Genomic DNA, 22,278 nt, shown 5'->3' on the forward strand with positions numbered 1-22,278 from the left:
TTCGTACAGGGCCTACCGGGAGGGAGCCGGGGCGCAGACGCGCATGCCTGTCATCGGCTCGCGAAGGACGGGGTCCCCCGTGCTGCGGTTGGACGCGAGCGCGCTGCCGGAATCGAAGTACCAGTTCCCACCCCTCACGACGATGCGTCCCATGTCCATGGTCACTGGCAGCGTGACCTCCAGGATGTTGCCCGCCATGTCCATGATGCCGAAGGGGCTCTCCGACGCCGGATGCTCACCGACCATGTCGGGGCCGTAGGCCAGGGGCAAACGGCCATAGGTCACGTCGATGTTGGCGTCGTCGGCCTCCAGGCGGTTGCCGTGGGGATAGCTGCGGCCGTCGGCACCGCGAGCGGCGTATTCCCACTCATGCTCGGTGCACAGGCGCGCATCGGGAAGGAGTCCTGATTGGATGAGCCAGTAGAGGTAGTACCGGAAATCTTCGGGGGAGACTCCGGACAAGGGGAGCTTCCGCCAGTCCGCGGTTTGACGCCGCGTCCGTTGGGGGTAGTCGAGCAGCTCGCCCTCTTTCGCGCAGAACGTGTCCTTGCTCGACAGAGACAGGCAGAACAACCAGCCCTTGACCGGATGGTATCGCAGCGAGACGGCCTTGCCGGCGCTGTTGGGCCGCGGCTTTTCGAGGATGCGCCTCGCCGAGGCATCTGGAGGAAGGGATTTCAGGTAGGCCAACCACTCGCCGAACGTCACCTCCGTCCGCCCGATGAGGAAGCCCTTCTCGAGGCAGCGACGATGGAGTGGCGCTGCGCGCAGGAACGACCGCATCTGCTCGGGGTCGGAGCTGCCCAGCAGAAAGCACCCCGGTGGCACGTACACGTAGCCTTCAGGCACGGAGGCGGGGAGCGTCAGCTCGAGCTTCTCATGCTCTCCGCGAGCGAGGAGCACCGGCATCTTCACGGGAGCGCGGCCCGGTAGGGTGATGCGGAGGAGATATGAGCCCGCACGCAGCCGCGCACCGGTGATGGGGGTGGTGCCGGGCAACGTCGTCCAGGAGTCGAGGTGCAGCACGTCCCGCTCGTTCTTCACATATTCGCTGACTTCGACGCGCGCGCCTGGAGGCTCCGTCACCACCCCGAGTTCTGCCTGGGCATTGAGTTGAGCCAGCCAGCCTTCCTCATCCGTTTCGTCTACCAGTCGCTCCAGTCGCTCCCGCAGCTCGGCGGCGAGCTCCTGCTGGTGGAAGTCCTCGGCGAGCCGCATCCGTTCGAAGACAACCTTCGACAGGAGCCGGCGTGTGTCTCCGTGGTCTCGCTGGCGATCGAACGCCTTCTCCAGCAGGTTGGTGGCACGGGCGAAGGCGCCATCGGCCTCCTTGCGCTGCTGGAGTGCCTGGTTCCAGAGCATCTCGGGACGACCCCAGAGGTCATGCCCCTCTGCGCTCTCAGGGGATGGAGAGACCTGTCCGTCGTACAGCGGGAACGCTGCCTTGCGGCTTGCCCGCGCATCCTCCGTGAATGCTAGAGCCGTCGTGAGATGCTCCTCGGCCTTCGTGAGCTGGCCGTCGACGAACCGCGCATCCTCCAGCGCTTCGTGCAGCCGAAGACCGCCGTACACGGCCACGAGCGCGAGCAGCACCCCGAGCGCGACGAAGGACCGCCACCATCGCTGGAGCCGCAGCGCCCGCTGCGACGCGGAGAGGAACGCCCGCTCGCGAGTCCCCAGCGTGGTCGGGTCCAGCGGGCGCGCCTCGTCGAGCTGCCGCTGCCCCCACAACGTCTCCGGGGCACGTGACAGCCGCGCCCACTCGGTGCTGGCCGCCTCCACGCGCTCGCGCACCGCGCGCTGGCCGATGTCCCGGTCCCTCCAGTTGCGCAGCGTGCCCCAGCTTCCAATCAGCGAGTCGTGCGCAATCACATACCGCGCGACACCGCCCACGGTGTGCGCGTGCAGCAGCCGCCCTTCCGTGAGCGCTCGCAGCGCCGTGCGCGGCGCTTCGTCCTGGGTCGTCAGCAGCTCCTCTTCGCCCAGCTCGATGCGCGTGCCTTCCTCCGTCACCAGGTGCAGCAGCAGCCGCCGCGCCGCCTGCTTCTCCGCGGGACTCAGCCACACCAGCACCCCGTCCGCGTGCCGCGAGAGCGCTCCGGCCACGCCGCCCATCTCTTCCAGGGCCTCGCGGGTGATGCGGCTGTGCGCGGGGTTTCGCCGCTCCCATAGCTCCGCGAGCGCGAACTGGAGGAGCGGCAGGCTGCCCGTGCCGTGCTCCATGGACTTCACCAGCGTCTGGATGAGCTCCTCGGACTCGAAGGCCACGCCCCGGCTTCTCGCCGGACCGACGATGGCCTCGCGCACTCCCGCGGGTGTCATCGGACGGAGGATGTAGAGCGCGCGCTCGGCCTCTTCCCCCAGGCCCGGTAGCGAGGAGATGCCCGTCAGGAAGTCGCCTCGCACCGACAGCAGCACGCGCAACCCGGGCGAGGGCAGGGTCAGCTCTCCCAACAACTGCGCGAAGCGCGCCGCCTGCAAGGGCTCGGATTGGGTGAGCAGCTCCTCCAACTGGTCGATGAAGATGAGGAGCCCGCGCCGCCCCTGGTGCGCCTTGCGCAGAGCGGGCCCCAGCCAGCCGTCCACCCCCGTGAGCGCGAGGACGACGTCCGCTTCCTTCATCTCCAGCCTCGGCGCGAGCGCCACCGCCAGCGCCTGGATGGGCCGGCCCCCGGGCCATAGCGTCACCGTGCCCATGTCCCGGTCCGCGTCCAGCTCCCCGGCCGCCACCCGGGGCAGCACGCCCGCCCGGCACAGCGAGGACTTGCCCACCCCCGAGTCCCCGGCGACAAGGACCATGGGCTGCTGACGCAGCCGCTCGATGACGGCGCGGATGTCCGCGTCACGGCCGAAGAACAGCGCCCGGTGCTCCGCCTCGAAGGGCGCCAGGCCCCGGTACGGATTGCCGGCCGCGAGCGGCGTCGCCGAGTGCAGCTGCTCCAGCCGCTCCAGCGCCTCGCGGACCAGCTCGGCCGAGGCGGGCCGCTCGGCGGGGGCTGCCGCGAGACAGTGCTGGATGACCGTGGCGAGCTCCGCGTCCACCTCCGGCGGCAGCGGCGGCGGCCCGCTCACCGTGTCCGAGCCCCCCGTGCCCTCGGGGCCGCTGGACAGCACCCGGGCCGGGGCTCCCGGCGGCACGCTGCCCGTGCACAGCTCGTACAGCGTGACGCCCAGCGAATAGAGGTCGCTCTGCGGGGACGCGGGCTCGCCCCGGAACAGCTCGGGCGCCATGTAGCGCGGCGTGCCCGCGTGCGCCTTCGAGCGCGGGGACGGCGCGAAGGTGTTCAGGTCGAAGTACTCGGCCAGCCCGAAGTCCAGCAGCTTCACCACGCCGTCATCCGTGACGAGCGCGTTGGATGGCTTCAAGTCCCGGTGCAGCACGCCCTGGCGGTGCGCCGCCGCGAGCCCTCGCGCCAGCCCGAGCCCCAGCGTCAGCACGCGCCGCCACGGCAGCGGCAGCGGCAGGTGCGCGAGGCTCCTCCCGAGGACGTACTCGGAGACGATGTACGGATGTCCTCCCGCCGTGCCGACGCGGAACACCGTGACGACGTTGGGGTGCTGCAGGCGCGCAATGGCCCGCGCCTCCGTCTCGAAGTGCGCGCGGACCCGGGGCCTGGGCTGCGAAGAGGCGATGAACTTCACCGCGACGCGCCGGTCCAGCGACGTGTCCTTCGCCAGGTACACGACGCCCATGCCGCCGCGCCCCAGCATCGGCCCGAGCTGGAACTCGTCGAACTCCGCGGGCGGCGTCCAGGGGCCCGGAGGGGCTGCCGGGGCTTCGGGCTCGGGCAGCGGCGCCGGCGGGACGCCGGGCAGTGTCTGGGTATGGTCCTCCGGGCGGACCTGCGACGCCTCGGGAGTCGCTGTCGCCGGGGCCACTCCGCCCCGGGCGAGAGCGGCCATCAGCGTCCGGCAAGGGTCACACCCGGCTGCGTGGTGATGGACTCGGGCCAGCATGTCCTCGGACAGCCGGCCCTCCATCAGTTCCACCAGGAGCTCGTCGGACAGACATGGGAGGACGGCCTCCCCCGCTTCACGGGCCGCGTTTGACGAAGTCATGGTGATTGGTGCCAGAGTCTCGCAAATAGACTGACGGAGTTTCAACACCCCTCCTCCGTGACTGGAATGCGAGGGGATGGGGCTCACATGGCAGACGCGCCGGAACTGGTTGCAACGCTTCTCACCCATGCCCGGGTGCGTTTGACACCACCCCGTGACGCCGCCGCGCTCGAAAGTCTGCTCAGCCGCGCGTGGGAGGCCGCGCGCTCGCAATGGAATCCCGTGGAGCTTCCCGCCGGACTCTTCGTGCGGCACCTCGCCGAGCGTCTGCCCGAGGCGCCTCCGGGGGCTTCCATCGAAGCGCTCCTCGAGCCGCTGTCCCTGTCCGAGCTCTACCTCGCCTGCGCCTGCGCACGGGGTCTTCCCTCCGCCGCGGAGGCCTTCGAGCAGCATTACCTGGCGAAGCTGCCCGCGCTGCTCGCCTACCTGAAGCAGCCCGCGGCGCTGGTCGATGATGTCTGTCAATTGACGCGGGTGCGGCTGCTGCTCCGCACGCCGGAGGGCGAGCCGCGAATCAATGACTATACGGGCCGGGGCGCGCTCTTGAGCTGGGTGCGCGTCACCGCCGTGCGCATCGCCCTCAAGCTCCAGGCCGCCGACAAGCCCGCGCCCGACGAGGACGTGGCCGACGTGCTCGACGCGCTCCCCGCGCCGGGCATCGACGCGGAGCTGGACCTCATCAAGCATCGCCACCAGTCGGAGCTGCGTCAGGCCCTCCGCGAGGCCTTCTCCACGCTGACCCCCGACGAGCGGCACCTGCTCCGGCTCTACTTCGTCGACCGGCTGTCCACCACCGAGCTGGGCGCGCTGATGCGCGTCAACCAGTCCACCATCTCCCGCTGGGTGAAGAGCGCGCGGCAGAGCATCTACGAGGAGACGCGCCGCCGCCTCCAGGCCCGGCTGAACCTCTCCGCGGGCGGCTTCCAGAGCTTCCTGTCCGTGCTCGACAGCCAGCTCGACGTGAGTCTCAGCCAGCTCTTCGGGGAGGAGGACCGGCCGCCCGGAGACTCCGTGATGAAACGATGATGGAGCGCTGAGCCTGCCATGCGGTGGGGCAGGCGGCTTCGGTGGGACAAGGACTCATTCCGATGACGGAGGTCTTCCCGGATGATGCCCTCGCCCCGAAGCGCCCTGCTGTGCGTCCTCTTCCTGCTTGCTCCGCCCGCCCTGGCGGATGACGGCTTCGGCACCGTCATGGGCACGGTGCTCAGCGCCGAGGACCGGGGGACGCTCTCCGACGTCGTCGTCACCATCACCTCACCGGCGATGATGGGCGAGCGGACCACCGTCACCGGAGAGGATGGCTTCTACTGGTTTCCCCAGCTGCCTCCGGGCATCTACCTCCTCCGCTTCGAGCTCGAGGGACTCCGGCCCTATGCCCGGCACATCGTGGTGCGGCTCAACCAGACGTACCGGATGAACGTGGACCTGCTTCCGGAGAGCCTCGGGGAGTGTGTCGAGATTGTCGGTGGCTCCTCCAGCGTTCCCTGGGGGGCCCGCCCGAGCCCCCGCAACCGCGCGGGCTCGCAGGGGGCCTCCGCCAGCTACACGCCGCCTCCGCCGCCGAGTCCGTACCAGCTCTCCCACATGAATGGCGAGTACGGGAGCGGCAGGACGGTGGCGCCGCCGCCGTCGTCCTCCACCGACAAGGCCTTCCTGGAGATGTACTTCCAGGGCTACGGCGTGAATCCCACCGTGGACACGGAGACAGAGCGCTTCTCCACCTTCGCCATGGAGGTGGACACCGCCTCCTACTCGCTGGCGCGCGGCTACCTGGAGCGCAGCCTGCTCCCCGACGCGCAGTCGGTGCGCGTGGAGGAGTTCGTCAACACCTTCGACTACGGCTACGAGAACGACACGGACGCGCCCTTCAGCATCCACGTGGAGGGCTTTCCGTCCCCCCACCGCCCCGGCTACCACGTGCTCCACGTGGGACTGAAGGCGCACGAGGTGCCCGCCGCCCAGCGCAAGCCGTCACACCTCGTCTTCACCATCGATACCTCCGGCTCGATGGACCAGCCCAACAAGCTCTCCCTGGTGAAGCAGTCGCTGCGGCTGCTGGTGGACGCGCTCGACGAGCGGGACCGGGTGTCCATCGTCGTCTACGGCAGCTCGGCCCGCCTGGTGCTGCCGCCCACCAGCGTGTTGCAGCGGGACGTGCTGCTGAGCGCCATCGACGGCCTGCGCACGGATGGCGCCACCAACGCCCAGGCGGGCCTGGACCTGGCGTACTCGCTCGCCTCGGCGAACAGGGTGGAGGGCGGCGTCAACCGCGTCATCCTCTGCTCGGACGGCGTGGCCAACAACGGCGTCACCGACGCGGACGGCATCTGGGCGCGGGTGAAGGGCTTTGCCGAGCGTGGCATCACCCTGTCGACCGTGGGCTTCGGCATGGGGCACTACAACGACGTCCTCATGGAGCGGCTGTCCCACGTGGGCGAGGGCAACTACGCGTACGTGGACCGGCTGGACGAGGCGCGCCGCATCTTCGTGCAGAACCTCAACGGCACGCTCCAGGTGGTGGCGAAGGACGCGAAGGTGCAGCTCGAGTTCGACCCGCGCGACGTCATCCGCTACCGGCTGGTGGGCTATGAGAACCGCATCCTCGCGAAGGAGCAGTTCGCGGATGACCGGGTGGACGCGGGCGAGGTGGGCTCGGGCCACACCGTCACGGCCCTCTACGAGGTGAAGCTGCGCGGCGAGCCCATGGACGCCTTCGCCACCCTGCGCCTGCGCTACAAGGCGCCGGAGGGCGGCAGCTCGCGCGAGGTGGTGAAGTCGCTGCCCGCCCGCATCCTGCGGCCGTCGTACGCCGACGCGTCGTCACCCTCGCGCCTGTCGTACGTGGCCGCCGCCTTCGCGGAGAAGCTGCGGGCGTCCTACTGGATGCGCCCGCTGACGTGGGAGCAGCTCATCTCCCTCCACGAGCAGGTGGGGCCGCCGCTGTCCCAGCGGCCCGAGGTGGTGGAATTGGGCAGCCTCATCCGCAAGGCCGCCTCGCTGGACCACCGCACGGACCGCTTCGAGGCGGTGGCCCCCGTGCGGCTCATGGACGGAGACCGCGTGCCGCGAATCGAGTAGCGCGCAGGGCCCGGGCTACATGTTCCCCAGGGCGTTACGCAGGCCGTCCTGGATGAGGTACTTGAGGTCCTCGGCCGTCATCTCGGGCTTGTTCGCGAGCTGGGTCCTGGCGTACGCCTCCCACTCGCGAATCTCGCGGTCGGTCGGCTTCCGGGGGTTGTTCGCGGGCTGGTTGCGGTACAGCTCGAACACCCACTGGTACGCTTCGGTGATGAAGCGCTTCAGGTCGGCCGACCCCGCCGGCCCGCCCACACCGCGCGCTTCGTCCCGCACCGCGTCCTGGATGGCGTACTTGAGCTGTGCGGGCGTCATGTCCGGCTTCTCGGCCAGCTTCTGGTCGGCGAACGCGCGCCAGCGGGACAGCTCACCCGTCGTCGCTTCGCGCGGGCCGCCCCCGTAGCACGTGGCCACCCAGCTCACCGCGTCGTTGATGAACTTGTCGATGTCCGGCTTGCCGTTGGCGCCCACCTCCATGCCGGTGGCGCGCGCGCGCACCGCATCCTGGATGGCGTACTTGAGCTGCTCGGGCGTCATGTCCGGCTTCTCGGCCAGCTTCTGCTCGGCGAACTGGCGCCAGTCATTGAGCTCGTTCGTCGTCGCATCCCGCGGGGCGCCCTGGTAGCACTGGGCCACCCAGCTCACCGCGTCGTTGATGAACTTGTCGATGTCCGGCCGGCCATTGGCGCCCACCTCCATGCCGGTGGCGCGCGCACGCACCGCGTCCTGGATGGCGTACTTGAGCTGCTCGGGCGTCATGTCCGGCTTCTCGGCCTGCTTCTGCGCGGCGAACTGGCGCCAGTGAGCCAGCTCGCCCTGCGTCGCGTCCCGCGGGCCGCCCTGGTAGCACTGGGCCACCCAGCTGACCGCGTCGTTGATGAACTTGTCGACGTTGGGGGCGCCGCCGGGCCCGGCCGTCATGCCGGTCATCTTCGCGCGCACCGCGTCCTGGATGGCGTACTTCAGCTTCTCCGGCGTGATGTCCGGATTCTCGGCCAGCGTCTTCTGTGCGAAGGCCGACCACTCCGCGATTTCCGCGGGGGACGCGTTGCGTGGGGTGCCTTCGTAGCACTGGGACGTCCAGCTCACCGCGTCCTGGATGTACTTGTTGATGCTGTCCGGGGTGATGGCGTCCAGCCCGGCTTGCTGCTTGCGCAGCTCGCTGGCGATGACGGACCGGAGCTTCTCGGCGGAAATCGTCGGGTCCTTGGCGCGCACGTCCTTGGCGAAGGTCATCCAGCTGTCGCGCTCCTGCCAGTTGGGGACATGCTCCCCCTGGAAGACTTGGTTGAACGCCTGGTTGATGCACTCGTACATCTTCGTCTCGGGCAGCGGGGCCAGCAGGACGGGCAGCACCTCCTGCGGGGCCGCCATGGGCTGGGCCAGGGCCGCCGTCATCGCCGGGGTGGCGCTGACCGCGGTGGTCTTGGTTGCCACGGGAGGCGTTGGCACCGCCGCGGACGCAAACGTGCCAAACATGGACGAGAGCTGCTGGGCGGAGACCTGCTTCCCAGTCGTTGCCTTGGACTGTGCAGGCTGCGGCTTCGGCGCGGAATTGACAGACGGACCCTTACCGACCTTCGACATGGCTGCTTCCCCCGGGGGCAAGAAACCCCCCAACTCTTTGATTCTCATTAAATCGAGAAATAAGTTGCGCCATTTGCAATCGCATTGCCCACGGACTCCGAGTGGTCTTTTCTCCACGGCGATGCCCGGTGAGTTCGACTTCATCCGCAGCTTCCTGCGTCATTTCCCCCGGGCCCGCGTCCCGGTGGGGCCCGGTGATGACTGCGCCGTGCTCGCGCCGCAGCGCGGCGCCCTGTGCGTCACCACCGATGCCGTGGTGGAGGACGTGCACTTCACCCGCGCCGCGTTTTCACCGGCGGATATCGGCCACAAGGCACTGGCGGTGAATCTCTCGGACCTCGCGTCCATGGGCGCCACGCCGCGCTGGTTCGTCTGCGCGCTCGCGTTGCCTAGGGGGTTTCCACCACGCGAGCTGGACGGCCTCGCGCGCGGCATGGCGGCGCTGGCGCGTGAGCACCGCATCTCCCTGGTCGGCGGCAACTTCACCTCCGCCCGTGAGCTGTCCGTCACCCTCACCGCCGCGGGAGAGCTGTCGCGCCCGCCGCTCACGCGCGCCGGTGCCCGGCCCGGAGACGTCCTCTACGTGTCCGGCACGCTCGGCGACGCGCGCCTGGGCCTGCAGCGGCTGCTCGCGGGCGTGAAGCGCGGTGCCGCCGTGCGCCGCCAGCGACGTCCCGAGCCCCGCGTGGCGCTGGGACGGCTCGCCGCGCGCTTCGCCTCCGCGGCGCTCGACGTTTCCGACGGGCTGGCGCAGGACCTGGGGCACCTGTGCGACGCGTCCCGCGTGCACGCCACGCTGGAGCTGGAGCGCCTGCCGATGACGGCCGCGGTGCGCGACGCGCTCGGCGCCGAGGGCGCGCTGGCCGGCGGCGAGGACTACGAGCTGCTCATGTCCGTTCCCTCGTCACGCAGCCGGGCATTCGAGCGCGCGTGCGCCAGGGCGGGGCATTCCGTCACGCGAATTGGCGGCCTCTCAGAGGGAAGAGGGTGGGTTTGCCGGGACATGACAGGCCGCGTTCTCCCACCGCCGAGGGGGTTCGACCACTTCCGGTAGTCCTTCGCCGGATTGACCCTGCGGTACAGCAAGGCTAAACCCGTGACGCTTCTTATCCCCTGAAAGCAACCCGTGCGCCGTCCCCTTCGCGACGACACATCCCCCGGACTCACTCCCCGCCGCGAGCCCGTGCAGCGACTGCTCCGGGCCGTGGACAGCCCCCGTGCCACGCGTGAGGTCTCCCTCCACCGGAAGATCCTCAACGGGTACGTGGTGCTCGGACTGCTCCTCACGGTGTGGATGTTCTCCTCGGACATCATCTTCCGTGAGCTGAGCCCCGGGCCCGCCATCTGGAAGGACCTGGTGCGCGGCGGCGTCTCCATCTTCATCACCGGTGCGGCCGCGGCACTGCTGCCGTCGCTGCTCGCGCGCGTCACCCGCGTGAAGGTGCTCAGCCGTTCCGCGTACGAAATCTCCCAGGGAGACCTGTCCAAGCCGGTGGCCGCCGAGGGCGGCAGCACGCGCGACGAAATCGACGAGCTGACCGGCGCCATCACCCGCATGCAGGAGAACCTGCGCGAGCTGGTGGGCAAGATCCAGGAGACGGCCAAGAGCGTGGCCGACACCGCCATCGACCTGCAGCGCTCGGCGGAGAACGTCAACGGCTCCACCGAAGAGGTGGGCTCGTCGATGAACAAGATTGCCTCCGGCGCCGAGTCGCAGTCGCAGCTCGTCTCCAAGGCGTCCAAGGTCATCACCGAGATGGCCGGCAGCATCCAGCGCACCACGGCCAGCGCCGAGGACGCCGCGAAGACGGCGGCCGAGACGAGCGGCGCGGCCGAGGACGGCTCCAAGGCGGCGCGGCTGGCCGGCGACAAGGTGAAGAAGGTCTTCAACCGCATCGAGTCCGCCAGCCAGCAGGTGTTCGCCTTCGGCGAGAAGACGCAGGAAATCTCCAAGATCGTCGACGCGATTACCCAGGTGGCGCAGCAGACGAACCTGCTCGCGCTCAACGCCACCATCGAGGCGGCGCGCGCGGGTGAGTACGGCCGCGGCTTCGCGGTGGTGGCCGACGAGGTCCGCAAGCTGGCGGAGAGCGCCGGCCGGTCCGCGGAGCAGATTTCCAAGCTGGCGCGCGACATCTCCGGCCAGTCCACCTCCGTGGTGAGCGCCATGAAGGAGGGCATCGCGGAGCTGGCCGAGGGCCGCGAGGACCTGGGCAACATCGTCCGCTCCATGGGCGCCATCACCGACACCGTCCGCAAGGGCGCGGAGAAGGTGCACCTCATCTCCGAGAGCACCCGCGAGCAGCTCAAGGGCAGCGAGGAGATGGTGAAGGCCATCGAGGAAATCAAGCTGGTGGCGCGCAACAACGCGTCCTCCACCGAGGCCATCCAGGAGGTCATCCAGGAGCAGACGGCCGCCGTGTCGCGGATGACGTCGCTGGCCAGCGAGCTGACCAACCTCTCCGTCGAGCTGCAGAGCGTCGTGCGCAGCTTCCGCCTGAGCCCATGACCACCCTTCCCGCCACGAACGCGGACCCGAAGCTGAAGGCCGCCGAGGACCGCCTGCGCGAGGTGATGCTCGCGCTGCCCGAAGCCACCGAGGACTTTCCCTGGGGCCACCGCAGCGGCAAGGTGAAGGGGAAGATGTTCGCCATCCTCGTGCTCGAGGACAGCGGGCTCACCGTCACCACCAAGCTGCCCGACTCCAACGAAGCGGCGCTGATGCTCCCCTTCACCGCGCCCACCGGCTACGGCATGGGCAAGAGCGGCTGGGTGACGGCCACCTTCAAGCCCGGTGACTCCGTCCCCGTGGAATTGCTCAGCCAGTGGATCCACGAGAGCTTCCGCGCCGTGGCGCCCCAGAAGGTGCTCAAGGCGATGGCCGCGGGCGGTGCGGCGGCTCCGGCTCCGAAGAAGGCTCCGGCGAAGAAGGCCGTTGCGAAGGCCGGTGCCGTGAAGAAGGCGGCGGTGGCGAAGGCCGGCGCCGTGAAGAAGGCGGCGAAGAACGTGGTGGCGAAGGCCGGCGCCGTGAAGAAGGCGGCGGTGGCGAAGGCCGGTGCGGTGAAGAAGGCGGCGGTGGCGAAGGCTGGCGCCGTGAAGAAGGCGGCGGCGAAGAAGGCGGCTCCCGGGAAGTCCTCCACGGCGCGGCGCGGCGCGGCACCCACGTCTCCGTCGAAGCGTTAGCTCCCATGCACTGGCCGCTCCGGCCATTTCAAAGCTGATAGAACGTTACCTCTGTGCGGCACGTCATCTTCCGGGTGGAGAAGGAGCGCTACGGACTGCCGCTGTCGGCGGTGCGGGAGGTCGTCGTGCCTCCGGAGCGCTTCACCCGGGTCCCCCGTGCACCCTCGGCGATTACCGGGGTGATGAACCTTCGCGGCCGGGTGGTGACGGTGGTGGAATTGAGACAGCTCCTGAGCCTGCCAGAGGGGCCCACGCCCTCGGCGCGGGTGGTGTTGCTGGACCGCGGGCGGCGGGACCTGGGCCTGCTGGTGACGGATGTGGACGGTATCGAGGCGGTGGAGAGGGTCAGCGCGGCGCCCGGGAAGTTGACGCCGGCAGTCCGGGGAGTCGCCCGGCTGGGTGGCCTGGGAGTAACCGTCCTGGACCCCGAAGGGCTGGATGCCGCGGTGGTTGCCTTGTTCACCCATTCCAAGTGAGTAGCCCCCTGGAAAGCGCGGATGCTAGTGTCCGCGCTCCTCTAGGTGATTCGGAGGCGGAGTTCTTCACATGGCTAAGCGGGTCCTGGTCGTCGACGACGCCATCTTCATGCGCAACATGATCAAGGACATCTTTGCGTCTGGAGGTTTCGAGGTCGTCGGCGAGGCCGCCAACGGGCTGGAAGCTGTCGAGAAGTACAAGGAGCTCAAGCCCGACCTCACCACGATGGACATCGTGATGCCGTTCAAGAGCGGCATCGAGGCGACGCGGGAAATCATCAAGGCCGACAGCAGCGCCGTGGTCATCATGTGCTCGGCGCTCGGTCAGGAGAGCCTGGTGATGGAGGCCATCGAGGCGGGTGCGTCCGACTTCATCGTCAAGCCGTTCCGCGCCGAGGACGTGCTCGCGGTGGTGAAGAAGGTATTGGGAGAGACGTGAGCGGACTCGCCCAACGGCGGCCGTTCCCTTCGTCCTGACGAGGCCGGGCCATGACCATGGACATGTCCCGCTACCTCGGCCTCTTCATCTCGGAGGCCACCGACCACCTGGAAGCGCTGGGACGCGACCTCGTGCAGTTGGAGCGCGAGAGCAGTGCCGGCGTGGTGGACTCCATGTTCCGCCATGCGCACTCGGTGAAGGGCATGGCGTCGTCCATGGGCTTCGAGTCCATCGCCATCCTCGCGCACCGCGTGGAGGACCTGGTGGACGCCGTCCGGCAGGACCGCGGCCGCCTGGACCGGGACGTCGTGGACCTGCTGCTCACCGCCGCGGACACCATGCTGGCGCAGGTGCGGGCCGTGGCGGAGAACACGCCGCCGGAGGATGCCTCGGCGCTGTTGACGCAGCTCGGCAACCGCGTCACCGCGATGACGGGCCAGGCCCTGGCCGCCACCCGCGTCGCCAGGGTCACCGCGCTGAAGCCGGCCGGTGGGGCCTCCGAGGAAGGGGACGGCAGCGTCGTCTCGGTTCCGGCGCGGACCGGTGGCGCGGCATCTCCGGCTCCCCCGGCGGGCACGGACTCCTCCGGCGGTGCCGGAGCCGCGACGACCCAGGTCGGTGGTGCGAAGACTCCCGGGGAGACGCCCCCGGAGGCTTCCGGCGCTTCGTCCGCCCCCCGTCCGCAGAGCGTGGTGGGGATGGCGGGAGCCTCCGTGGCGGTGGCGGGCCTGGACCTGCCGCCGGACCTGCTCGCGCCGGTGGTTCCCTCCCCGGACGCGGCCGGTTCCCCGGTGGGCGAGCTCTCGGTGGGGGCCGCCCCGGGCGCGGTGGCCGTCGTCGCCGCGGCGATGGGGCTGGTGGCTCCGGCCGCGACGGACCTCGGTGACGGGCTGAAGGCGTCCGCGAGCGCGCTGACGGTGGCGACTGCGCCGGCCCCCCAGGCGCCGGCCGTGCCGGACGCGCGCGTCGCGTCGCAGCGCTGGGCGGTGCGGCTGCGAATCGCCCCCACCTGCCAGGTGCCTGGCGTGCGCGCGTTCCTGGTGCACAAGCGGCTCACCAACCTGGGCACGCTGGTGGAGCTGCGGCCCGCGCTGGAGGAGCTGAAGGCCGGCCGCATTCCCGACGGCTACATCCAGCTCGAGCTGGAGACGGCGGCGGGCGACTCCGGCATCCACGCGTCGCTGAAGAACGTGGCCGAGGTGGAGGTCATCTCGGTGAAGCCGGCGGTGGCCGCGCCCGCCCCGGTGGTCGCCCCGCTACCGATGGCCGAGGGCAACCGCCCCGCCAATGACTCCTCGTCGCGCACGGTGCGCGTGCGCACGGAGCTGCTCGACTACTTCCTCGACACGGTGGGCGAGCTGATGCTCGCCACGGCCCGCCTGCGCGAGGTGGGCAAGGTGCTGCCGGAGAACACCCGCCCCGCGCTGGAGGAGGGTGTCTACCGGCTGCACACGCTGGTGAAGGACCTGCACGACAAGGTGATGACGGCGCGCATGACGCCGCTGTCGCTCATCACCGACCGGCTGCCCCGCGCCGCGCGCGACATCGCCCGCCGCAAGGAGCGCGAGGTCGACCTGGTCATCACCGGCGCGGAAATCGAGCTGGACCGGGCCATCCTCGACGAGCTCGCCGACCCGCTGATGCACCTGCTGCGCAACTGCATCGACCACGGGTTGGAGTCCCCCGAGGAGCGCGCCGCCGCGAAGAAGGGCCCGCGCGGGCGCGTGCTGGTGGCGGTGAAGCGCGCCAGAGACCGGGTCATCGTCGAAATCGAGGACGACGGCCGCGGGATGGACCCGGCGAAGCTGAAGACCTCGGCGGTGGCCAAGGGGCTGCTCTCCGTGGAGAACGCGTCGCGCCTGACGGACCGCGAGGCCTTCCTGCTGTCGTGCCTGCCGGGCGTCTCCACCGCCAAGGACATCACCGACATCTCCGGCCGTGGCGTGGGCATGGACGCGGTGAAGCGTGTGGTGGAGAACGTCGGCGGCACGCTGGAAATCGACAGCGAGAAGGGCCGGGGCACCCGCTTCACGCTGCGCCTGCCGCTGACGGTGGCGGTGGTGCACCTGCTGCTGGTGGAGGTGGGCGAGGAAGTGTTCGGCCTGCCCATCGCCAAGGTGGTGGGGGCGACGGAGGCGGACGGCGACACGCTCAGCCGCAGCCGGGAGACGGCGCTGCTGCCCCATGGCAACTCGCTGTTGCCCGTGCACTCGCTGGACTCGCTGCTGGGCGTCCCCGCCCCGGCGCGGCAGGGGGCCAGGCCCTTCGTGGTGATGGACGCGGACTCCGGGCGCGTGGCGCTGGCGGTGGACCGGCTGCTGGGCCAGGAAGAGGTGGTGCTCAAGCCGCTGTCCCGGCCGCTCGACTTGCTGCCCGGGCTGTCCGGCATCACCATCCTCGGAAGTGGCCGGCCGGTGTTCATCCTGGACGTGCCGAGGTTACTGTCCGCGTGAGCCTGCCCCTTCCCAACGACCCGCGGGTGGACACCCTGCGCGAGGTGGCCAACATCGGCTGCGGCCACGCGGCCAATGCGCTCTCCCGGCTGTTGGGCGGGCGGCAGGTGGACCTCTCCATCCCCCGCGTGCTGATGACGGGGGCGATGGCCGCCGCGGGGCTGTTGGACGCCAACGCCCCGGTGGTGTCGGCGTCGCTCGGCATCCAGGGCGATGCACTGAATGGCGAGCTGCTGCTGGTGTTGCCCCGCGCGGACGGGGGCTCGCTGGAGTCACTGCTGCTGGGCAGTCAGCCCGTGGAGCAGGCCGAGCGCGACAGCGTGATGGCCGAGGTCGCCAACATCGCGGCGAGCGCCTGCCTGTCCGCCATGGGGCGGCTGACGGGGTGGAAGCTGATGCCCACGGTGCCGTCCCTGCACCGCGGCGGCGCGCGCGAGGCGCTGGAGGCGGCCGTGCGTGGCAGGCCCGGCGCCAGCGGCATGGTGGTGCTGGAGGCCCGCTTCCAGGCGGCCTCGGTGCCGCCGGTGGGTGGACAGTTGCTGCTGCTGCTGGAGCGCGAGAGCGCCGAAGCCCTGCTGGCGCGACTGGGCGTGTAGCCCGTTTCGCGGTAGACGGGCGCCCATGGACGAGAAGGCGCTGAAGCAGCTCCTCGGGAGCGTCAAGTCGGGCCGCGTGTCGGTGGATGACGCCGTCGGCAAGCTGAAGGACCTCCCCTTCGCCGAGCTGGGTTACGCGACGCTCGACACGCACCGCAACCTGCGCTTCGGCTTCCCGGAGGTGGTGCTGGGCGAGCCGAAGACGGTGGAGCAGTTGCTGGGCATCGTCGGTGCGCTGGTGGAGCGCAAGCAGACGGTGCTGGTGACGCGGCTGCAGCCGGACAAGGCGGAGGCGCTGGTGGCCCGCTTCCCCAAGGGCACGTACCACTCCGTGGCGCGCATCTTCCACCTCAAGCAGGGCAAGGTGCGCGCGGGGAAGGTGGCGGTGGTGACGGCCGGCACCAGCGACATCCCCGTGGCGGAGGAGGCGGCCATCACCGCCGAGGCCATGGGCGCGGAGGTGCGGCGCGTCTACGACGTGGGCGTGGCGGGCATCCACCGGCTGCTGCGGCGGCGGGAGGAAATCCAGGAGTGCCACGCCGCCGTCGTCGTGGCGGGCATGGAGGGCGCGCTGGGGAGCGCGCTGGGCGGGCTGGTGGGCATTCCCGTGGTGGCGGTGCCCACGTCCGTGGGCTACGGCGCCAACTTCGGGGGCGTGTCCGCGCTGCTGGCCATGGTGAACTCGTGCGCCTCCAACGTGGCCACCGTGAATATCGACAACGGCTTCGGCGGCGGCTTCTACGCGGCGCTGATTTCCCGCACGAAGGGACGGCGGTGACATGCGGCGCATCCTCTACCTGGAGCCGGTGGGTGGCATCGCCGGGGACATGTTCCTGGCGGCCGGCGTGGACCTGGGGCTCTCGCCCTCGGAGCTCGAGCACGCGCTGAGCGGGCTGAGCGTGCCGGGGTGGAAGCTGGCGGTGCAGCGCGCGGTGCGCCACGCCATCAGCGGCACGCACCTGGACGTGGTGCTGGACGCGCGCGAGGCGCACCCGCACCGGGCCTACTCGGACATCCGCAAGCTGATTGAGGCCGCGCCCACGCTGCCGGCCCGCGCGAAGGAGCGGGCGCTGGCGGTGTTCCGCGCCATCGGCGAGGCCGAGGCGAAGGTGCACGGCGTGTCCATCGACGACATCCACTTCCACGAGGTGGGGGCGGTGGACTCCATCGTCGACATCTGCGGCGCGGCGGTGGTGCTGGAGCTGCTGGGCAACCCGGAGGTGTACGCGGCGCCGCCGCCGCTGGGCAGCGGAACCATCCGCGTGGCCCACGGCAACATGCCCATTCCCGTGCCCGCCACGCTGGAGCTGCTGCGCGACGTGCCCGTGCGCTTCGAGGGCGTGGGTGAATTGACGACGCCCACCGGCGCGGCGCTGCTCAAGGTGCTCGCGCACATCGGCCACCCTCCGGACTTCATCGTGGAGAAGGTGGGCTACGGCGTGGGGACGAAGGACTTCAAGGACCGGCCCAACGTGCTGCGCGCCTCGCTGGGGCGCATGGAGGAGGAGCGCACGGAAGGGCTGTGGGTGGTGGAGGCCAACCTGGACGACTCCACGCCGCAGCTCCTGGGGTACCTGGTGGAGAAGCTGCTCGCGGTGGGCGCGCTGGACGCGTGGGTGGCGCCGGTGGTGATGAAGAAGAGCCGGCCCGGGCACCTGCTGAGCGCGGTGGTGGAGGGCGGCAAGCGCGAAGTGGTGATGGGCACGGTGCTGCGCGAGTCCACCACGCTGGGCGTGCGCTACCACCGCGTGGAGCGGCAGGCGCTGGAGCGCGACTGGGTGGAGGTGGAGACGCCGTGGGGGAAGGTCCGCGTGAAGCGCGGGCTGCGCGGCGGCGCCGTGCTGAATGCCCACCCGGAGTTCGAGGACTGCCGCAAGGTGGCCGAGGCCGCCGGCGTGCCCGTGAAGCAGGTGATGGCCGCGGCGGTGGCGGCGCTCGGCCGCGCGGGCTGAAGGCTCAGTACCGTCTCAGGGCCTTGGGGGGCAGGAACATGAGGAGCAGCAGGAAGAACAGGCCGCCCCCTACCCACTGCGCCCGTCCGTGCCCGTAGCGCCAGAGCCCCACCGCCAGGCCCACGGCTCCGGCGAAGGTCAGCCACCGGACGAGCGGGTGGGGGATGAGCGACAGCAGCGCGGTGCCTGGCGTCGAGTGCTGGGAGAAGGCGCGCACCCAGCGGGGCGCCCCTTCCTCCGCGCGCAATTGCGCCAGCTGGCGGGTGAGCTGCTCCGCGTTGTCCTGCCGCCGCTGGGCCTCGAACTGGCGCAGCGCCTCGGCTTCGTCCTCGCGCGTCCGCGTCAGCTCCTTGCGCCGCTCCTGCCAGAGCCGCTCGTTGAACTCGAGCTGCTGAGGCGTGCCCAGGTCCGCGCCGCACATGCGGCACGTCTTGGCGAAGCGGCCATTCTCGGACTCGCACAGCATGCAGCGGGGGAAGCGCCGTGCGTCCTCCTCGGGCGCGTCCGCGAGTGAGATGGGCTCCTGGGCCCTGAAGCGCTCCAGGTGCGCGTCGGGCACGCCGGCCTCCTGGTGCTCCTTGCGCTCCTCCATGGACTCGAAGCGGTTGCCGCTCTGGAGCTGGGAGGACGTCTCGGACTCGGGGCGCTCGACGCGCGCGCGCTCCAGGTGGAGGAAGCGGGAGAGCTTGGACGTCATCTCGGGCTCCCGGGCGGCACGCTGCTCGAGGCCGGGCGGGTGCGGCCCCGGGCCCACTCGCGCAGCCGGCCAATCTCGTCACCCATCGTTACCGACAGGGGGAAGGTGTCCTGGATGACGCGCACCAGGTGCTGCTGGGCGAGCTCCATGCCCTCGGCGAAGGCCTCGTACAGGCCCGCGATGACCACCTGCTCGATTTCCGCGCCGCTGAAGCCGTCGGTGAGCGTGGCCAGCTCCTCCAGGCCGAACGCCGCGGGCTCGCGCTTCCTGCGGTGCAGGTGGATGCGGAAGATGTCCTGCCGCTCGGCCTGCTCCGGCAAATCAATGAAGAAGATTTCGTCGAAGCGCCCCTTGCGGAGCACCTCCGGGGGCAGGCCGTCGATGCGGTTGGCGGTGGCCACCACGAAGACGGGCGCCGTCTTCTCCTGCAGCCAGGTGAGCAGCGTGCCGAACACGCGCGCCGACACGCCGCTGTCCCCCGTGCTGGAGGAGGCCACACCCGACAGGCCCTTCTCGATTTCGTCCACCCACAGCACCACCGGCGCCACGCTCTCCGCCACGCGGATGGCCTTGCGCAGGTTCTCCTCGGACGAGCCAATCAGCCCGCTGAAGATGCGTCCCATGTCCAGCCGCAAGAGCGGCAGGTTCCAGTGCGCGGAGACGGCCTTCGCGGTGAGGCTCTTGCCGCAGCCCTGCACGCCCAGCAGCAGCAGGCCCCGGGGCTCGGGCAGGCCGAACTGGCGGGCGCGCTCTCCGAAGGCGGCGGTGCGCTGGCTCAGCCAGGCCTTGAGGTTCGTCAGCCCGCCCACGTTCCCCAGGCTCTCCTCGGGCGGGTAGTACTCCAGCAGGCCGCTCTTGCGAATCACCTGCCGCTTCTCGTCCTGGATGCGCTTGATGTCCTCCGGGCCCAGCTTCCCGTCCGCGGCGATGGCCTTGGCGAAGGCGTTCTCCGCCTCCGACAGCGTCAGCCCGAGCGCCGCCTTGATGAGCTGGTCGGCATGCTCGCGCGACAGCTCGATGGTGGCCGAGTTGCTCCTGCGCACCAGCGCGACGATTTCCTTCAGGAGTCGCAGCAAATCGTTGTACCCGGGCAGGGGCACGTCGACGACGGAGACTTCCTTCTCCAGCTCGATGGGGATGTTGAGCGCGGGGGACAGGAGGATGACGGTGGTGAAGGTGCTCTTGAGGAAGTGGGCCAATTCCCTCAGCGCCCGCACCACGCCCTTCTCCTCCAGGTAGGGGTGGAAGTCCTTGAGCACCACCAGCGCGGGCTCGCCCAGCTTTTCGATTGCGGCCAGCGCGTCCACGGGGTTGCGCGTGTCCTCGGGCAGGGGCGCGGTGCGCGAGGTGCCCACGCTGCGCAGGCCCTTGGTGATGGACCAGGTGAAGAGCGCCTTGCCGTGCGCGCGGGCCAGCTCCGTGAGGATGGCGTCCACGCGGTGCTCTTCCCAGGACACGAGGTAGAGCAGCGGGTAGCGGGCCCGCACGAGGATGTCGAGCTCCTCGAGCCAGGGCTCGGCGAGACGGGCTGCGCGGGCAGGGTCGGCGGGGGTGGACGACATGTCGGCTCGCGTTCGTGGGGCGCTACGTCAGGGGCCATCACGCAACGAATGGGGCTGAGACGCAAGGCGGGCGCCCGCTGGGATAAGCGGGCGGGAGCGGGGGCGAAAGCGGCCGGGTGCAGGACAGGCGGGGAAGCCCGGGCCGGCGAGGCCACCCCGTGGCGCCCGCCGGCTCCTGGAGGCTGCCGAGGACTACATGCTCTGCGCGAACGGGGACAGCTTGATGACGGTGAAGGCCGCGCCGGCCGGGTCCGTGACGGTCGCCATGCGGCCGTAGGGCGTGTCCATGGCCGGGACGTGCACCTTGCCGCCCATCTCGGTGACTTTCTTCACCGCCGCGTCCGTGTCCGTCACGGCGAAGTAGTTCATCCAGTGCGCGGGCACGCCCGAGGGCCACTTGCTGTCCATCTGGAACACGCCGCCCACGGTCTGCGGGCCCTTGTGCAGCGTCCAGTACTCCATGCCCTCCATCTTCTTCGGCTCCAGTCCGAAGACGGCGGCGTAGAAGTCACGCGCGCGGGCGGCATCGCGCGTGTTCACCTCGTGCCACGCCATGCTGCCGGGCTCGCCCACCAGCTTCGCGCCCTGGTGCTTCTTCGACTGCCACATCCCGAAGTGCGCGCCCGTGGGGTCCGAGCAGAACGCGAGCCGCCCTTCCTCCATGACGTCCATGGGGCCCATGCCCACGTGGCCGCCGTGCTTGCGCACGCGCGCGGCGTACGCGTCGATGTCGTCCACCTCGAAGTAGAGGCTCCACGCGGGAGGGAAGGGTGCGTCCGCCGGCCGCTGGCCCATGCCGGCGACGTTGCGGCCGTCGAGCTGGCACATCGTGTAGTAGCCCGTCTCCTTCGGGCCGATGAGGAACTTCCATCCGAAGAGCGCACCGTAGAAGGCGCGGGCCTTCTCCAGGTCCGTCGTCATCAGGTCCATCCAGGTGGGGGTTCCGACGTTGTGCTTGTCCACCACGGGCATCGTGCGCTCCTCGGGAAAGGGAAAGGTGCCCGGCGACTTCGGGCGCGCGGAAACTACCAAGCCCCTTCTCCACGTGGTGCGCGATGCGCCTGTGTCGCGAGTGCCGGATGGTTGGCGTCGCTGGACGGCGTTCATGCCCCGGAGCGCGATTCCAGGTGGACCCGCCGACCTGTCTCCTCGGACACCATGGCCGCCGCGAGCACCTCCTGCACGGTGGCACCGTCGTCCAGTGTGGCCAGTCCGTCCCGGGGCTCGCCTCGCAGCAGTCCGAGGAACCTTCGCGCGCCTTCTACATGCGCCTGGGCCCACGGCTCCCGCTCGCCGGGGCGCGGCTCCAGGCCCGGCGCGACGTCCCTCCACGTGCCGTGCTCGAAGCCGCGCACCGGGGACACGCACCAGCCCTCGCGCAAGGGCACGTAGCCGCCCGAGAAGCCGGCCTCCCAGCCGCGTCCGAGCAGCGTCCAGCCACCATGAATGCCCGGCTCCGGACAGGCGGCATGGGTGAGCACCAGCACCGCCCCGGAGGACAGCCCCACGTGCAGCGCGGCGGTGTGGACGGGGCGTCCGGACAGTGACGCCTGCACCCAGACTGGAGCGGCGCCCGCGAGCCACAGCGCCGCGTCGATGACATGGGACATGCCGCCCCAGTCGCCGGAAGCGCCGAGCAGGGGCCCGGCGCTGTCGCCTTCATCCACCGCGAAGCCGTTGCGCAGCGTGAGCGCGAGGTGGCGCACCGGCCGCTCCGAGAGCCAGGCCTTCAGCGCGCGCAGCGAAGGCAGCATGCGGTAGGGGAAGTTCACCGCGACGGGGCCCGCGTGGACCTGGAGCGCGCGCGCCTCCTCGGCGGTGCGGGGCAGCGGCTTCTCGCGGGCGAAGGGACTCGTAGCGGAGCGAGCGTGGGCGAGCAGGGCGCGTGCCTGCTCGGCGGTGCGGGTCAGTGGCTTCTCGCACAGGACGGGGCGGCCCGCGTTCAGCGCCATCTCCATGTGAGCACGGTGGGCCGCATCGGAAGAGGCCACCACCACCGCGTCCACGGCAGCGCACAATTCACGCACGTCCGTGGTGGCCAGGGGGATGCCCTCTCGCGCCGCCACCGCGCGCGTGTTGTCGGGATTCTGCCCGCAGAGAGCCGTCACCTCCGCGCCCGCCGCGCGGAAGGCGCCCACGTGCATGAGGCCCCACTTCGTTCCGATGACGCCGATGCGCACCATGGACGGGGAGCCT

General features: G+C 70.4%; 17 protein-coding genes. 11 read left to right on the forward strand and 6 right to left on the reverse strand.

The genetic code is table 11. The annotated features are described in order from the left end of the window. Positions 1 to 12 precede the first annotated feature (12 nt). The gene (locus OV427_RS27195) at positions 13 to 4,059 is read right to left on the reverse strand and encodes a bifunctional serine/threonine-protein kinase/formylglycine-generating enzyme family protein (protein WP_267859092.1); all 4,047 of its coding nucleotides are present in this window, start codon (positions 4,057 to 4,059) and stop codon (positions 13 to 15) included. A gap of 87 nt (positions 4,060 to 4,146) precedes the next feature. On the opposite strand from OV427_RS27195, the gene OV427_RS27200 reads away from it, so the two are divergent. Together OV427_RS27200 and OV427_RS27205 are read left to right on the forward strand one after the other, a co-directional pair. Further along, the gene (locus tag OV427_RS27200; protein WP_267859093.1) at positions 4,147 to 5,085 is read left to right on the forward strand and encodes a sigma-70 family RNA polymerase sigma factor; all 939 of its coding nucleotides are present in this window, start codon (positions 4,147 to 4,149) and stop codon (positions 5,083 to 5,085) included. 81 nt (positions 5,086 to 5,166) lie between these two features. Continuing rightward, positions 5,167 to 7,140: a YfbK domain-containing protein gene (locus OV427_RS27205; RefSeq protein ID WP_267859094.1), complete on the forward strand. Its 1,974-nt coding sequence runs from the start codon at positions 5,167 to 5,169 to the stop codon at positions 7,138 to 7,140. A gap of 15 nt (positions 7,141 to 7,155) precedes the next feature. On the opposite strand, the gene OV427_RS27210 is transcribed toward OV427_RS27205, so the two are convergent. Beyond that, positions 7,156 to 8,574 carry a hypothetical protein gene (locus OV427_RS27210; RefSeq protein WP_267859095.1) on the reverse strand — a complete coding sequence of 473 codons (1,419 nt, stop codon included), beginning with the start codon at positions 8,572 to 8,574 and terminating at the stop codon, positions 7,156 to 7,158. A gap of 271 nt (positions 8,575 to 8,845) precedes the next feature. On the opposite strand from OV427_RS27210, the gene thiL reads away from it, so the two are divergent. The 9 genes from thiL (at position 8,846) to larC (ending at position 17,823) form a co-directional block, all read left to right on the forward strand. Next, a complete protein-coding gene (gene thiL, locus OV427_RS27215; RefSeq protein ID WP_267859096.1) occupies positions 8,846 to 9,778 on the forward strand; it encodes a thiamine-phosphate kinase in 933 nt (310 codons plus the stop codon). Positions 9,779 to 9,850: 72 nt separating this feature from the next. Beyond that, positions 9,851 to 11,233 (forward strand): methyl-accepting chemotaxis protein, encoded by a 1,383-nt coding sequence (locus OV427_RS27220; RefSeq protein WP_267859097.1) that lies wholly within the window; start codon positions 9,851 to 9,853, stop codon positions 11,231 to 11,233. Then, positions 11,230 to 11,907, forward strand: coding sequence for an MmcQ/YjbR family DNA-binding protein (locus OV427_RS27225; RefSeq protein ID WP_267859098.1), 678 nt, complete (start codon positions 11,230 to 11,232; stop codon positions 11,905 to 11,907). The genes OV427_RS27220 and OV427_RS27225 overlap by 4 nt, the downstream gene beginning before the upstream one ends. Positions 11,908 to 11,960: 53 nt before the next feature. Next, positions 11,961 to 12,383, forward strand: a complete 423-nt coding sequence (locus OV427_RS27230; protein ID WP_267859099.1) for a chemotaxis protein CheW — start codon at positions 11,961 to 11,963, stop codon at positions 12,381 to 12,383. Between the two features lie 70 nt (positions 12,384 to 12,453). After that, the gene (locus OV427_RS27235; RefSeq protein ID WP_011556618.1) at positions 12,454 to 12,822 is read left to right on the forward strand and encodes a response regulator; all 369 of its coding nucleotides are present in this window, start codon (positions 12,454 to 12,456) and stop codon (positions 12,820 to 12,822) included. Positions 12,823 to 12,872: 50 nt separating this feature from the next. After that, a complete protein-coding gene (locus OV427_RS27240) occupies positions 12,873 to 15,275 on the forward strand; it encodes a chemotaxis protein CheA (RefSeq protein WP_267859100.1) in 2,403 nt (800 codons plus the stop codon). Beyond that, positions 15,272 to 15,871 (forward strand): chemotaxis protein CheC, encoded by a 600-nt coding sequence (locus tag OV427_RS27245; protein ID WP_267859101.1) that lies wholly within the window; start codon positions 15,272 to 15,274, stop codon positions 15,869 to 15,871. Before OV427_RS27240 ends, OV427_RS27245 begins: the two co-directional genes overlap by 4 nt. A 25-nt stretch (positions 15,872 to 15,896) precedes the next feature. Continuing rightward, the gene (gene larB / locus OV427_RS27250; RefSeq protein WP_267859102.1) at positions 15,897 to 16,649 is read left to right on the forward strand and encodes a nickel pincer cofactor biosynthesis protein LarB; all 753 of its coding nucleotides are present in this window, start codon (positions 15,897 to 15,899) and stop codon (positions 16,647 to 16,649) included. 1 nt (position 16,650) lies between these two features. Then, positions 16,651 to 17,823 (forward strand): nickel pincer cofactor biosynthesis protein LarC, encoded by a 1,173-nt coding sequence (gene larC, locus OV427_RS27255; RefSeq protein WP_267859103.1) that lies wholly within the window; start codon positions 16,651 to 16,653, stop codon positions 17,821 to 17,823. Between the two features lie 4 nt (positions 17,824 to 17,827). On the opposite strand, the gene OV427_RS27260 is transcribed toward larC, so the two are convergent. The 4 genes from OV427_RS27260 to OV427_RS27275 all read right to left on the reverse strand — a co-directional run bounded on the left by OV427_RS27260 (position 17,828) and on the right by OV427_RS27275 (position 22,265). Further along, positions 17,828 to 18,520: a hypothetical protein gene (locus tag OV427_RS27260; RefSeq protein WP_267859104.1), complete on the reverse strand. Its 693-nt coding sequence runs from the start codon at positions 18,518 to 18,520 to the stop codon at positions 17,828 to 17,830. Continuing rightward, positions 18,517 to 20,082, reverse strand: a complete 1,566-nt coding sequence (locus tag OV427_RS27265; RefSeq protein ID WP_267859105.1) for an AAA family ATPase — start codon at positions 20,080 to 20,082, stop codon at positions 18,517 to 18,519. The genes OV427_RS27260 and OV427_RS27265 overlap by 4 nt, the downstream gene beginning before the upstream one ends. A 192-nt stretch (positions 20,083 to 20,274) precedes the next feature. Beyond that, a complete protein-coding gene (locus tag OV427_RS27270) occupies positions 20,275 to 21,114 on the reverse strand; it encodes a VOC family protein (protein ID WP_267859106.1) in 840 nt (279 codons plus the stop codon). 71 nt (positions 21,115 to 21,185) lie between these two features. After that, positions 21,186 to 22,265 carry a Gfo/Idh/MocA family protein gene (locus OV427_RS27275; protein ID WP_267859107.1) on the reverse strand — a complete coding sequence of 360 codons (1,080 nt, stop codon included), beginning with the start codon at positions 22,263 to 22,265 and terminating at the stop codon, positions 21,186 to 21,188. Positions 22,266 to 22,278: the final 13 nt, after the last annotated feature.

The organism is Pyxidicoccus sp. MSG2 (genome assembly GCF_026626705.1).
Lineage (GTDB): Bacteria > Myxococcota > Myxococcia > Myxococcales > Myxococcaceae > Myxococcus.